The sequence below is a fragment of the Paenibacillus sp. RC73 genome (assembly GCF_044908085.1).
Taxonomy (GTDB): Bacteria; Bacillota; Bacilli; order Paenibacillales; family Paenibacillaceae; genus Paenibacillus; species Paenibacillus terrae_A.
The window spans coordinates 162,368-175,266 of sequence record NZ_JBIYCV010000001.1; the positions used below are offsets into that span (position 1 = coordinate 162,368).

Consider the following 12,899-nt stretch of genomic DNA (forward strand, 5'->3'; position numbering starts at 1 on the left):
GTGCCAATGCAAGCAAGCTTCATTTATCTCTGGTTTATCAACGAGCATACATATGGAAAAGCAGCAGCCTTCCCTTTCGGGGAGACTGCTGCTGTAAAAATAACCTATAAAGTTACAGGTTCCTTCTGGTATCTGTGTACGCATCTGTCCGGGTATCCGCTACCGTAGCATCATACGTTCTGTAACGATCCGCATTCAGAGAACGGTTGGTGCGGAAAATATCATACACATCCCTGCGATGATCAGCGGAGTCCACCAGCACTAAAATCTTGCCCTGATCGACGTAGGTCTCGTATTGACGCGCATCATCTTCAGGGATGCCCAGCCCGACCAGTCCACCGACCAAGCCACCTGCTCCCGCTCCGACAGCCGCTCCGGTAAGGGTAGCCGCGATAGGTCCAGCAGCGACAATAGGTCCGATGCCCGGAATAGCCAAGGCCCCGATGCCTGCCAGCAAGCCAGCGACCCCGCCTACAACACCGCCTGTAGCCGCGCCTGTCGCCGCGCCTGTCGCTACACCCTCCGGTGCTTTGGTGCCTGTCTCTTCACTAATCGTCCTCAGCTCGTCACGGTCACGTGTGATGACGGAAATTTCACTGCTTGAAATTCCTCTGCTCTGCAATTGTCCAATCGCACGAGATGCTTCCTGCTCTGTATCAAAAACGCCGACAATTTTCTTTTCGTTATAATTGTTTAAGTTATTAGCCATGGTAGTTACCTCCCAATATTTTGGTCTTGAGTGGTTCGTCTTTCATTACCCGGCTGTCCTGACGTTTAAACGATTTTACGAAAATTCAAAAAGCCGATGAACGAAAACAGAGCTTCATTTCAAACCAAAAATTCGCATAAAAAAGCTGCTGTTCAACGCTTGGGCTTCGTTCTGTTGGTCGCCACAGCTTCCAGTGGATCATCCGGCCAATAATGCTTGGGATATCTGCCCTTTAGATCCTTTTTGACTTCAAAATAAGCCTCGCTCCAGAAGCTGGACAAGTCGGAAGTTACCTGTACAGGTCGTTGCGCAGGTGACAGCAGATGCAGCACGATCGGCACGCGTCCGCGTCCAATACGCGGCGTATCTCGCATACCGAACAACTCTTGTAGCCGCACTGCCAGCGCGGGCGCCTCGGGATTCGAATAATCGACAGGAATACGGGAGCCGCTGGGCACACGGATATGCGTCGGCGCTTCCTGCTCAAGCTGCTGCCTTTGTTCCCAATCCAGTCTGCCCAACAGCAAGGCGACACCGTCCAGCCGTTGCAGATCGGATACATTTTTGGCTCCAAGGGCGAAGGGCAGCAGCCACGAGTCCAGTGAATCCAGTAACGCTGGTTCCGTGCTGTCTGGCCAATCCTCGGGCGATGAGAAATGCATAAAAATCAAACGCGCCTGCAACTGGAGGGTTTGCCGATTCCAGGACAGCAGCTTTAGACCCCGTTCACGCACACCCTGCATCAAGGCGGCAGCGATTTCCTCTGTCGGAGAACGCTCATAGGACGTTTCCTTTAAAACGAGTGCGCCGAGCTGTAATACCTTACGGGCTCTTACTGCTGACGCTGCACTGTCCCAGTATACGTTGGCTTTCTCCAGCAGCAATACGCTGCAATGCTCGATCAGCTCTTGCAGTTCAATCGGGGCCGCGAGCTGAATGGCACCGTCTGCCCCCTCGTCGTCCACTTCGGCGGCGACGAGATAGGACGAACGCGACATCCACTCCACTTGTCGGAGTCGCGCACCCCGGCCGCCGCTCAGCAAAAAGCGGCCATCCCCCCGGCCCTGCGCGATTCGGTCCGGATACGCAAAGGCCAGTAGCAGCCCGCAGGCCCCGGAGCCGTCAGGCTCGTCCTGCCCTGCGGCTGCTTTCGGCAGCGTGGCTAATAGCTGCCGACTCTCCTGCACGATACGGCGAATCACCGTATCGTCTGCCGCCCGCAGCAGGCTGTGCGTGCTGCGGGCGTGAGCCGCCTCGCGCAGTGCGTCCAGCCGCGGGCGCAAATCCGTTCCGCCATGGGTGCGGAACGGGTCCCGCTCTTGCAGCAGCGCAGCAAGGCGACTGGCGGTCGGCGCCAGGCCGAGGTTGGCCGCGCGCAGCAGCATGTGCCCGAGGCGCGGATGCGCGCCCAGGGCGGACACCTCGCGGCCGTGTGCGGTGATGCCGCCTGCCGTGCTATCGGCTGCGGCATCCAGGCAGCCGAGCTGGCGCAGCAGGCCCGTGGCCTGGCGGTACGCCGCCTCAGGCGGAGCATCCAGCCAGGCCAGCTCGGCGGGCTCGCGGACGCCCCAGGCGGCCAGCTCCAGCGCGAGCGGGGCCAGATCCGCCGCTGCGATTTCCGGTCGGCTGGCATCGGGGAGCGCGGCATGTTCCTGCGCGCTCCACAGCCGGTAGCACACGCCCGGCTGAAGGCGGCCCGCCCGGCCGCGCCGCTGATCGGCGGAGGCTTTGGACACCTTAACGGTGGTCAAACGGCTCATGCCGGTTCGCGCGGAGAAAACGGATTCCCGCGACAGCCCGCTGTCTATCACTACCGTAATTCCGGCTATCGTCAAGCTGGACTCGGCAATCGAGGTTGCCAATACGACTTTTCGGCTGCCCGAAGCCGACGGGCGTATCGCTTCATCCTGCTGCTCCAGCTTCATACTGCCGTACAGCGGAATCACCTTGACATGTACAGGAAGATTCCTTGAAGCCAGCTCACGTTCCGTTCTATGAATTTCTCTGGCCCCTGGGAGAAATACCAGCAGATCGCCTTCATGAGCATGAAGGGCCTTGTCTACCGTCTCTGCCGTAAAGGACTCTAATGGGTTCGATGAAGGCTTGGACAAATGAAACGTCTCTACCGGAAATACCATGCCGGGACATTCCAGCAATGGAGCGTCCCCCAATAGACGGCATACAGGCTCAGCCTCCAGTGTCGCGGACATGATCAATATTTTTAAATCAGGCCGCAACAATGCCTGACTTTGCAGCGCAAGCGCCAAGCCCAAATCTGCATGGAGGCTACGTTCATGAAACTCATCAAAAATGATCAGACCGATCCCCTCCAACGCCTGATCATTTTGCAGCATCCGGGTCAGCACGCCCTCCGTAACCACTTCAATCCGCGTATTCGGCCCTACTTTTGTATCCATGCGAACCCGGTAGCCCACCGTCTGCCCGGTTTGTTCTCCCAGCGCTTTCGCCATTTGCGCCGCTGCTGCACGTGCCGCCAAGCGCCTTGGCTCCAGCATCAATATTTTTTGCCCCGCCAGCCACGGCTCGTGCAGCAATTCAAGTGGCGTAACTGTCGTCTTGCCTGCGCCCGGCTGTGCAATCAATACCGCAGCCGAATGGGATTGCAGCGCATTTTTAAGCTCGGGTATAATTTGAATGATGGGCAGTTGTTTATCTGTATCTGTCAATGAAATCTCTCCAATGATACGCAGATGCGTAGAATCTAAGTGTTGTTTCTATATGAACAACGAATTTGCTTTTATTATTGTGAATTTTTCACTACCTGTAGTTATTATGGTTTGAATGACGAAGCTCCGCTTCTATCCCTCCAACCGCTTACGCACAGCCAGCTCATATTCATAAAATACAGACGAAGTATTCAGCCCTCTTTCCTCCAGCAGCATACGTAGACGAAGCGATTTTTCAGTCAGCTTGCGACGAATGCGCTGTTGCTCTCCCGACTCACGACAAGCGTGGAGCAAATCGCGTAGCTGGACGCACTCCTTTTGCAGTTGAAGCTCCTCTGGTAAAATGCCTGCATTTTTCAGCAGCTTGTACGACATACGCAGCTCCTCTGGCACATGTGATAAATCCTCAATAACCAGCGGCTTGCCCGCCCCTGACAGATTATCAAACTCGCCTTTTGCCATGGCTTCGGTAATTTTTTGCTCGGCCATTCTGGAGAACATTCCCATAGGTCAACTCAACTCCTGTATAAACATATGTACAACCATATTGGATCATAAAAATGGGGTCTTTCGTCACTGTAGCATAAATCTCCAGAAGATGTCCTGCATTCATGGGAAAAAGGGAAAGAGGGGAGGGATTACTCTTCTATTCCAAGCAATTGGGATACTTGTGTTCTATGTTTCTTGGCCCTACGTGTTCCGTGAATGAGATTGGACAATCGGCTAGGGGGGATATGATATGTCTCACAAAATGTTTTCTGGTCAATTTGTTTCTCAACCAGCTTTTGTTTGATTTTCCACCCAAAAGGGGTTACAGCATTGCGTTTATTCAACTTTATGACCTCCAGGTTAAGTTTTACTCTAATTATAAGTTCGTTAAGATTTTAATTTGCACGTTTGGTATTGATTCAAAAGATCATCCAGTTTCTTGGATTGTTCAATCACTTTGGGATGCGTTAAAAATCCGTATTTTTTCTGGACTTGGTACAGTCTTTTTCTGGCTCTCTCGACACGAAGTAAAGTCACACCTTGATTCATCATCAGCATGATTCCCCCTTCTGTGTCATATCCTAATGCAAAACGTCAACTTTTGGATTTTTTAATCATACGCTCAACAAAAAAAGTGCTTCTGGAACACTCCAGAGGCACTTTATGTGGATCTATGTTCATTTTGTAAAGGTTACGAAACTCCCTCAACAAACAAACCCGCCAGCCGTAAGGTTAGCGGGTGTTGTTTGTTATTTTTCCGTTTAATAACCTCCATGTTGGTCATTAGGCTGAATACTGAGGTAGTGGTTATGAGCTTGATCCGGCACAATCAGAATAAACAAAAAGCTAGTTATGACGATCAAAAGGAGCATTTTTTTCAACATTGTCTAACCACACCTTTTCAATAAAATTTAGGAATTGTGTCTTCCCTTCAGGAGCTAAGTTCATTCTGAAATGCAAGAACAGACCCATGCAGTTTATAATATAAGTCTCATTATTTAGTGTATGACACTTTAGAATGGAATACCACAAATGTTTAAGTCCATCATTATACATACCCCGATACAAAAAATAATAGGCCAACTCATAGCTCAAACGTGCGGACTGCTCTGGGATTACTTGTTGAGTATACATATCAGCAGATGACGGTTGCTGTGAAATAGAGTCAATCTCGATTTCGAAACGCTGGAGTATGTCATCCACATCGACCTGATATCGGTTAGCCACCATCATAATGTTCAGTAGTTGGGTAACCCTATCTTCAGCAGTTGTATTTGACGACGCACCCATATATTCAACATAATCATTTAATACATTGATATCTCCGGATAAAAGCTTATTCACTCTAGCATTGGCTTGTGACCAATGCTTGAACAAGTTAACCCAGTGTTGAGTACCCTCGTCCGTCTCTATGACCCAATCCAAATCTGCGTAGGCGTATGTAAATTGTAGAGCTTGTTGGTAATCGCCTTGAGCTTCACAGACACTGGCACACAATAAATCCGCATAAGCAATGTATCCGAATAGCGGGTTTCTTGCTTTCTTTTTAGACTCCTCACGTTTTGTTTCTTCTGCCGATGCTTCATCTTATATTGAATTTCCGCTTTATCTCTCATTTTTCGAGCTGTTGCATCCAGCCTGTCCCACTGACGCAAAGAACGATACACATTCGCCAAATCCTTCAATGCATCAAGCTGAACTATTTCATCCAACCGTTCAATAAAGGGTTCAAATAGCGTAGCTGCCTTGAGATTTCGGTTCTGATCGTCTCCAACCTGAATTGTGAATATACGATATTGACAGATTGCCAAGCGTTCAGAATGTTGATATTTTTCCACTTCTGCTACATTCTCATAGAGCAGCAACGCAGCAGCATGTCGTCCCTGTGCAAATAGCGCTTCCGCAATGTCATATAGTCTGGGCGAATACAACGGACTGTCCATAATATGTCCAACCATTCGACGGATCGCATCCAGCTTGTCCAGCTCTCCACAACGATATAATAGTGGCTCGATTCGCCGCCAATTCGGGGGAAGGTCGATGATGTAATTTTCTATGTATAGTTCGTAAAAATAGCCCTCCGGTAATCCCATAGCCAACGTGATTCGGTCAAGCTGTTGTACTGAAACAGGACGATGTTGAGTAATCCAATTACTAAGTGTTCTTTGATGAACACCTGAAAATTCCGCAAATTGAGCCAATGTCAAGTTGTTTTGTTTTAGATACTCTTCAAACTCCGCTAAAATCGTAGGTGTATGCTTCAAGTCATAACCACCCTTCACATAAAAATTCCATAATTTTAAAGATAAATTTCTATTTTTGTCCAAAAATTAACAACTGTCAACATTTTTTTTGCAACTCATATGAAAAAACTACTTTTGGCATAAGTTGTCCAAAAAGGACATGGTGACACGAACGAGAGGAGTGGAATTTAATAGACCATGGAAAAATTTCACACGGGTTTTGAATACTATACAAACAACCCCCGCATTCCTTGGCCAGGCTCGCGAGGGTCAATGGTGAGAGGAAAGCGATAATGGGGAAGAGAAGAAAAAACAACTTACAACTGACTTTTAACATTCTGCCGATTGATGAGAAAGCCACCCGCCTTGCGGTGGAGGAATATCTGGAGATAGTTCGGCAGTATCGACAGATTAATTTTGTGCGGCGCGAGGCGGCAATTACGCAAGCCTATTCATATAGAGAACATCAGTCTACCAATGCAATCAGTAAGCAGACGGAGGACATCGCCATTTACAACGTGGATAGAGATGCAAAGCTTCAGGCTAAAGATCGGCTGTTGGAGCTTGCAATGAGCAAATTGTCCAGTATACAAAGAGAGGTTATTCAGCGGAGCTATTTAGACAATGAGGCTGAATTTGATTATATAAGTTGCGGGGAGATGGGAATGAGCGAGAGTACGTTTAGGAGGATCAAGATCGAGGCATTAAGCATTTTAGCTGCTGCATTGAGACTGGAAGTGATTAAAGAACAAACAAACTATGGAAGTGAAGTTGTTTGTTAAGCCAGGTTACCATAACAAACAAGGGTGGAGTTGATAAAATATATCAACTCCACCCTTGTTCTATGTTTGATGATTTCAGTCTTTTTTCTTGGTACCGCTTTTTACTACAAAAAACAACAATGATAAGAAAAATAGAGCCTGTGAAGTTTTAACCATCAACCTGATTCCTTCACCTGAATCTTTTATATCGAACAGAATATCAGCAATGGATACCAAACCTGTAGTAATAAGTATAATCAATGCGAGTATGTACACGTTTAGTCCCCCTTTTGTTCGGTTTTACAGCAGGAAGAAGACAATTGCTCTCGATGCGGGTTCGGCCAACCATGCAGGCAATCCAACATATTTTAAGGCGTAAGCAAGACCATCCTCTGCTGTGCCTGTGAAATCTACCATGATATCCAAAGCTTGCATTATTACTTGATAGCCAAGATAATATTTCAAAGTTTCTTTTGCACCGTCGGTCAAAAGCGGTATCTTATCTACATAAATTTTTATCTGTTCATTCCAAGCACGTGATCCAATATTCTTTAGTTTAGAAATTAATTCTAACGCTACTTCTTTTGCGAACTTTGATCTCCAGCCTTGTGTACTTACTTCTCCAGATGGACGTTGAGTATCGACCAGTCCAAGATTAGTGCCTACAGTTTTGAAAAGGTCATCATAATCAACTTGTCTTAATTCTTGCTCTACTCTTTCATCAACAATTCCATTTTCCAAGTCAATCTTAGTCTCTGAAGTTATAGAAGATTCTACGTTGTTTGCAGCTTGAGCATTGGCGAAAGCAGGAAGTGTAAACGATGACAACATAAGAGCTGATAATGACGCGATACCCAATTGCTTAAACTTTTGCATAAAATCAATCCTCTCTTCATAAATTTGGTATATTCATCAATATATTAACATGAATTATATGTTTTTGTAAAATAGAGGGATATAGTAGATGATTTTTGTTGTAAGAATAGCTATTTATAGCATTTGAATAATAAATGGTTATTATAGTCTATGAAAAGTGACTGTTTATTGAATGACTTATGACCGAATGATGGCCGTTCGTTAGACTTTAGCTGTGGTAAATTTGTATCATGGAAAATCAAATAAGGAACACACCGCATCTTTCGAGCCTTGGTGATCAGGTCGGCCAATGTGCCGGCCTTTTTGATTTTTCGAAATACCATATTAGGAGGACATGAACCATGTCTACTACACTACCACCTTTCGCATTTTTGGATTCAGAAGGCATCCTGCATCTTCACGATGAGAAACATGCCAAGCAGCACTGGCAAACATGTACAAACTTCACTAACTGATGACATGAGCGGCTATCCAGTTGTTGAGGGTCAAGGCGTCGTTTACTATACCCGCGAGGTCAAGGCTTATGTTAAAGGCAACAGGTCGAAAGGCCCGCTCATCGCTACGCCCCCAGTGCTCAAGTAGCTCGCAGCAGCAGAGCTTCTGTAACCAAGCTTCACCAGAGTCATTCCACACTCTCATATAGAGTGCGACGATTCTGCTACTAATTTTTTATAACCCAATATGAAATTTCAATCCACGCACTCCATACAGAGTGCGACTTCACCTGAAAGGATGATGAATATGAATACTTAATTTCAATCCACGCACTCCATACAGAGTGCGACCGACACCAACAAGCCAGATATACTGGATGAGGTATTTCAATCCACGCACTCCATACAGAGTGCGACATGCTATTCTCCGATTTCTTGCCAATCAGCTAGAACATTTCAATCCACGCACTCCATACAGAGTGCGACTCCAGAAAAAAAGAACGTGAAAAGTACAACTCAATGATTTCAATCCACGCACTCCATACAGAGTGCGACTGGCGCCAACTAGCCGAGACTACTGCCACCTACCTATTTCAATCCACGCACTCCATACAGAGTGCGACTGTAATTGTAAAGAAAACACCATCGCCAATCCGATTTCAATCCACGCACTCCATACAGAGTGCGACAACTTTGACCATTACTGACATTCAAAACCCGGTTATTTCAATCCACGCACTCCATACAGAGTGCGACTATCTGAAATGACTCAGGACTACCCGGAGGGAGGTATTTCAATCCACGCACTCCATACAGAGTGCGACTTAAATGGGGATTTGAATCGGGGCCGTGGAACGTGATTTCAATCCACGCACTCCATACAGAGTGCGACAAGTGCAACTCATGACATTCTAGCCGCTGTTCAAGCTATTTCAATCCACGCACTCCATACAGAGTGCGACGTATAACAATTAGCATTACTGATCCAGTATCGCAATTTCAATCCACGCACTCCATACAGAGTGCGACATTTCGCGTCTTGCTTCAATCCGTTCATTAGGACATTTCAATCCACGCACTCCATACAGAGTGCGACCGCAAGCCTAAACATCAACCATCAACTATTACAACCATTTCAATCCACGCACTCCATACAGAGTGCGACAGGGGTACAGAGAAGTTGCTTTTGTGCCATTAGAAATTTCAATCCACGCACTCCATACAGAGTGCGACCTTTCTATCCCTTAATACAGGTGAGGATGATGATGGGATTTCAATCCACGCACTCCATACAGAGTGCGACGCTTGTCAGTAGCTTGCTCTTAACAAACTCGCGATATTTCAATCCACGCACTCCATACAGAGTGCGACTAAATACAAATTTCAATACATCAAATGTTACGGTTGTATTTCAATCCACGCACTCCATACAGAGTGCGACCGGTTGTCCATCACTATTATCGCTCCTACACGAGTCCCTATTTCAATCCACGCACTCCATACAGAGTGCGACGTTAAATTACTGCTGGATAAATATCATTTAGTTATTATTTCAATCCACGCACTCCATACAGAGTGCGACGCAACGCTCTACATGATATGGATATACCACAGCGATTTCAATCCACGCACTCCATACAGAGTGCGACGCAACGATTGAAGAAGTCCCTGAGACCATTTGGAAATTTCAATCCACGCACTCCATATAGAGTGCGACTTGGTATCCGTACTAAAGACGGTTCCAAAAGCTCACTAATTTCAATCCACGCACTCCATACAGAGTGCGACGATACGCAAATTATTGTAAAAAATATGTTTGATATTATTTCAATCCACGCACTCCATACAGAGTGCGACTTATATGTTCTTGTTGATTCGTTGCCAATTACAATGATTTCAATCCACGCACTCCATACAGAGTGCGACACGCCATCTTTATACAGCTTGTAATTGTCTGCATTTCAATCCACGCACTCCATACAGAGTGCGACGTAAATCCAACACCGCCGCGACGACCGCCAGCTATATTTCAATCCACGCACTCCATACAGAGTGCGACTCGACAAGAACCTCGACCCGCTCCCCCTTATAGGATTTCAATCCACGCACTCCATACAGAGTGCGACAGCGAAAATGCAGCAATTCATACCTTATTGATATCAATTTCACACATTTCCGCAAAAAACGATGTCAAAAAAGCTTGAATCCACCCTTGACTTTTACCGAATTGAACTGATTACATTTCTTTTCGACAAATTTCGAGGTGCGAAGGATCCGGGGTTTTTATGTGAGCTTCACATTCGCACCTTACAGAATCAGCAGGCTTTCCATATCGAAAGACTCTTTTTCCCTCACATACTCTACTTTCTTTTTTTTAGTTATCTCCTAAATTGCGGTATCGAAGGCTGACTTCTTTTGAATCGATCAACTCTTCTAATTTATACGTAATTAAAATTACAAGATCATGGTTCATATCGACCCTATTTAAGCATTATTTAGCGTACCTCAATCGACATGTTTTCGACAAATCTGGGGTACGAAGCTCGCAGGATTTTCATGTGAGCTTCACATTCTCACCTCGAAATATATTGACTATCTCCTAGTATTATAGTCGTTTTTACTACGTTTTGTCTTTTATTTTACCTTTATCTTTTTTAGCCAATTAGATGCTTCATTAGCCGACATTTCTTCTTGTATAGTGGGTAGAACTTTCTTATCACGCTTCGCGTTCTCAGTAAACCATCTATGTGAAGCCTCTTCATTTACATTGTTTTGCTGTTCTCTAGGCTCTGTCGTTCTCTCCAATCTTATTTGTGGATACGAAATTGTAGCCGTGGGTTTGCTCTCCCAACCTGTAATAAGCTTCAAATCTTTCATAGCATCACTTTCAGGCAACTCCTCACGACATGTATCAGGGAATTGTTTCATGAACCATTCTCCTGTTTGTAAATCAATAGTTCGTTGCATGACTTGTTCAATTTTTAACTGTATACTTCCAAAACCCAAGGGTTTACCTCGCCCAATCTTGTGTGAACAAGCCGAATCATTAAAATCAAGGCTCCACTTTAATTGATTCAATTCATCCCATGTCAGATGTTCATAGTACACCTTAAATTGAAAAGCTGGACACTTTTCATGATTAAGAGGGCGAACGCCGACAGTCATATTTGTATTTATATTTTCTTTCAGAAATTCAGTCGATATACCATGTAATTTGTCTTTGTACTGTTTCCAATTCTCACTATGCCAATAGAATTTCCGTCCGCGAATACCAAATGCTGAATCTTTTATTGGTGTCCTTGTTTTCCCTTCCTTCTTAACCCAATAATCATATGTCCAAAATAGCGCTCCCTCTTGATAATCCGACGGTTTTTTTGTATAAAACTCCACGGCCCCAGGTTTGGGTTCTCCCATCGCTGGCAAACGAATATCCCCGCGATAGTAATCTTTTCTTTCTTTCAACAGACTCGACTCCAATAGGGTTGCATCTGTAAATCTAACTCTTGAGCCTAGAGCCTGCCTAGCCGTACGGCTCCTTGTGTTCTGCTCATCTGGAGGGATCATACCGAACAGCGCACAAGCCGGACACACACAATGACGATCTTCACACGGTTCATAACCACCATTTTTAGTCAGCATTTCTTTGATTTTTGTATAATATACTTGTTGTGAGATCATAGAGGGTGATAGATATTGAGCTTGATTTCCATTTGCTGCTGAATAGAACACAAGGATATCTTCTTTATTCTTTATTTTGGATAACGTTTGCTTTTTATAGGCTGCATATCCGGTATGAGGTGAACCCTCTTTTTTTTCTTTATTATTTTCCTCATAAAGATTCAGGACAGCCAGAAAATTGTCTAATGTCTTCTCATCCACCGTCAGCCTCTTGCTAATATTCTTTGTTTCAAAATAAAACACGGACTCGTGATGCTTTTTCGTTCCAAAAGGTTCACCCTTGTGTAAATATCCCTCCTGCCATAAATTATCCATGTCCTGGGTGGGTTCCCCTACAAAAAAATCATCAACTACATAAGGCATATAATATTTATTGTCATACTCATTATCAGACTTTTTAAAATAAATTTTTTGACCTTCATCATAACCATTATATTCCTCATTGCTCATAAATTTGCCGTGTTTATGTTTATCTTTTTTGTCGAGTTTATCAAACCGCCTGTTCAACATGATTCGATCACACGAATAAACGAACCATTTTTCTTGATCTGTGTCATATCTTAATATACCAGGCTTTTTAACATCATTTGCCGCTGAACGCCGGTGCAGGACTCGCCCAGTATCTATGGTAGATAGACACCCATTAAACGCTGCCTCAAATACGCTTCTCACCACACCACGAATCTCTGAACCAGGAATGACAGGTACGCTATATACTTCCTTTCGATCTCCTGGCTTACAATGGCTTAAATCATCATAAGAAAAGAAATCATAGCTCTTTTCATATTTATCATCATTTTTGCTCTTCATATTACTTAAGACACATTCTCCTGAAGAATTTGGAATGAATATAGGCGTTTTCAGATGCATTGAGCAATCTATATAACCCGAGTAAAGTTCCTTTCCCTCTTTGTAGGCATTTATAGGTTGTCGCTCACATTGAGCTTCTAAAGGAACAAAATTATAGGGATTAATAAATCGCTCTTCTGGAGCTACTCCCTGATACTGATTTGACTTCATTT

At 45.1% G+C, this 12,899-nt stretch carries 10 protein-coding genes, 1 pseudogene and 1 CRISPR repeat array; of the genes and pseudogenes, 2 read left to right on the forward strand and 9 right to left on the reverse strand.

The window, feature by feature from the left end; all coding sequences use genetic code 11:
* Window positions 1–112: 112 nt before the first annotated feature.
* The 6 genes and pseudogenes from ABH897_RS00765 to ABH897_RS00790 all read right to left on the reverse strand — a co-directional run bounded on the left by ABH897_RS00765 (window position 113) and on the right by ABH897_RS00790 (window position 6,149).
* On the reverse strand, window positions 113–709 hold the full coding sequence (locus ABH897_RS00765) for a general stress protein (protein WP_404590961.1): 597 nt from the start codon (window positions 707–709) through the stop codon (window positions 113–115).
* Between the two features lie 152 nt (window positions 710–861).
* Window positions 862–3,396 carry an ATP-dependent helicase HrpB gene (gene hrpB / locus ABH897_RS00770; RefSeq protein WP_404580244.1) on the reverse strand — a complete coding sequence of 845 codons (2,535 nt, stop codon included), beginning with the start codon at window positions 3,394–3,396 and terminating at the stop codon, window positions 862–864.
* A 132-nt stretch (window positions 3,397–3,528) separates the two neighbouring features.
* Window positions 3,529–3,903 carry a DnaJ family domain-containing protein gene (locus ABH897_RS00775; protein WP_404580243.1) on the reverse strand — a complete coding sequence of 125 codons (375 nt, stop codon included), beginning with the start codon at window positions 3,901–3,903 and terminating at the stop codon, window positions 3,529–3,531.
* Window positions 3,904–4,034: 131 nt separating this feature from the next.
* Window positions 4,035–4,229, reverse strand: a complete 195-nt coding sequence (locus ABH897_RS00780) for a hypothetical protein (RefSeq protein ID WP_044649082.1) — start codon at window positions 4,227–4,229, stop codon at window positions 4,035–4,037.
* A gap of 43 nt (window positions 4,230–4,272) precedes the next feature.
* Complete coding sequence (locus ABH897_RS00785) at window positions 4,273–4,434, reverse strand: aspartyl-phosphate phosphatase Spo0E family protein (RefSeq protein WP_200893535.1); 162 nt, start codon at window positions 4,432–4,434, stop codon at window positions 4,273–4,275.
* Between the two features lie 297 nt (window positions 4,435–4,731).
* Window positions 4,732–6,149: pseudogene (locus ABH897_RS00790) on the reverse strand (helix-turn-helix domain-containing protein).
* 272 nt (window positions 6,150–6,421) lie between these two features.
* Between ABH897_RS00790 and ABH897_RS00795 the strand changes: the two are divergent.
* On the forward strand, window positions 6,422–6,910 hold the full coding sequence (locus ABH897_RS00795) for an ArpU family phage packaging/lysis transcriptional regulator (protein ID WP_283655713.1): 489 nt from the start codon (window positions 6,422–6,424) through the stop codon (window positions 6,908–6,910).
* 75 nt (window positions 6,911–6,985) lie between these two features.
* Here the strand turns inward: ABH897_RS00795 and ABH897_RS00800 are convergent, their stop codons facing one another.
* Window positions 6,986–7,165 (reverse strand): hypothetical protein, encoded by a 180-nt coding sequence (locus ABH897_RS00800; protein WP_134912084.1) that lies wholly within the window; start codon window positions 7,163–7,165, stop codon window positions 6,986–6,988.
* A gap of 24 nt (window positions 7,166–7,189) precedes the next feature.
* Window positions 7,190–7,765 (reverse strand): hypothetical protein, encoded by a 576-nt coding sequence (locus ABH897_RS00805; RefSeq protein WP_283655712.1) that lies wholly within the window; start codon window positions 7,763–7,765, stop codon window positions 7,190–7,192.
* A 459-nt stretch (window positions 7,766–8,224) separates the two neighbouring features.
* On the opposite strand from ABH897_RS00805, the gene ABH897_RS00810 reads away from it, so the two are divergent.
* Window positions 8,225–8,347, forward strand: coding sequence for a hypothetical protein (locus tag ABH897_RS00810; RefSeq protein WP_404590963.1), 123 nt, complete (start codon window positions 8,225–8,227; stop codon window positions 8,345–8,347).
* 104 nt (window positions 8,348–8,451) lie between these two features.
* A CRISPR array of direct repeats spans window positions 8,452–10,325; the repeat unit is 33 nt; unit sequence ATTTCAATCCACGCACTCCATACAGAGTGCGAC.
* 508 nt (window positions 10,326–10,833) lie between these two features.
* On the opposite strand, the gene ABH897_RS00815 is transcribed toward ABH897_RS00810, so the two are convergent.
* Entirely contained in the window at window positions 10,834–12,897 is a 2,064-nt protein-coding gene (locus tag ABH897_RS00815) for a TIGR03986 family type III CRISPR-associated RAMP protein (protein ID WP_404590965.1), read from the reverse strand.
* Between the last annotated feature and the right edge of the window lie 2 nt (window positions 12,898–12,899).

Excerpts from the sequence above, each read along its gene's own strand:
- ABH897_RS00775 (WP_404580243.1), bottom strand. The coding sequence starts at position 3,903 with ATGGGAATGTTCTCCAGAATGGCCGAGCAAAAAATTACCGAAGCCATG.
- ABH897_RS00815 (WP_404590965.1), bottom strand. The coding sequence starts at position 12,897 with ATGAAGTCAAATCAGTATCAGGGAGTAGCTCCAGAAGAGCGATTTATT.
- ABH897_RS00785 (WP_200893535.1), bottom strand. The coding sequence starts at position 4,434 with ATGAATCAAGGTGTGACTTTACTTCGTGTCGAGAGAGCCAGAAAAAGA.
- ABH897_RS00795 (WP_283655713.1), top strand. The coding sequence starts at position 6,422 with ATGGGGAAGAGAAGAAAAAACAACTTACAACTGACTTTTAACATTCTG.
- ABH897_RS00765 (WP_404590961.1), bottom strand. The coding sequence starts at position 709 with ATGGCTAATAACTTAAACAATTATAACGAAAAGAAAATTGTCGGCGTT.
- ABH897_RS00805 (WP_283655712.1), bottom strand. The coding sequence starts at position 7,765 with ATGCAAAAGTTTAAGCAATTGGGTATCGCGTCATTATCAGCTCTTATG.
- ABH897_RS00810 (WP_404590963.1), top strand. The coding sequence starts at position 8,225 with ATGAGCGGCTATCCAGTTGTTGAGGGTCAAGGCGTCGTTTACTATACC.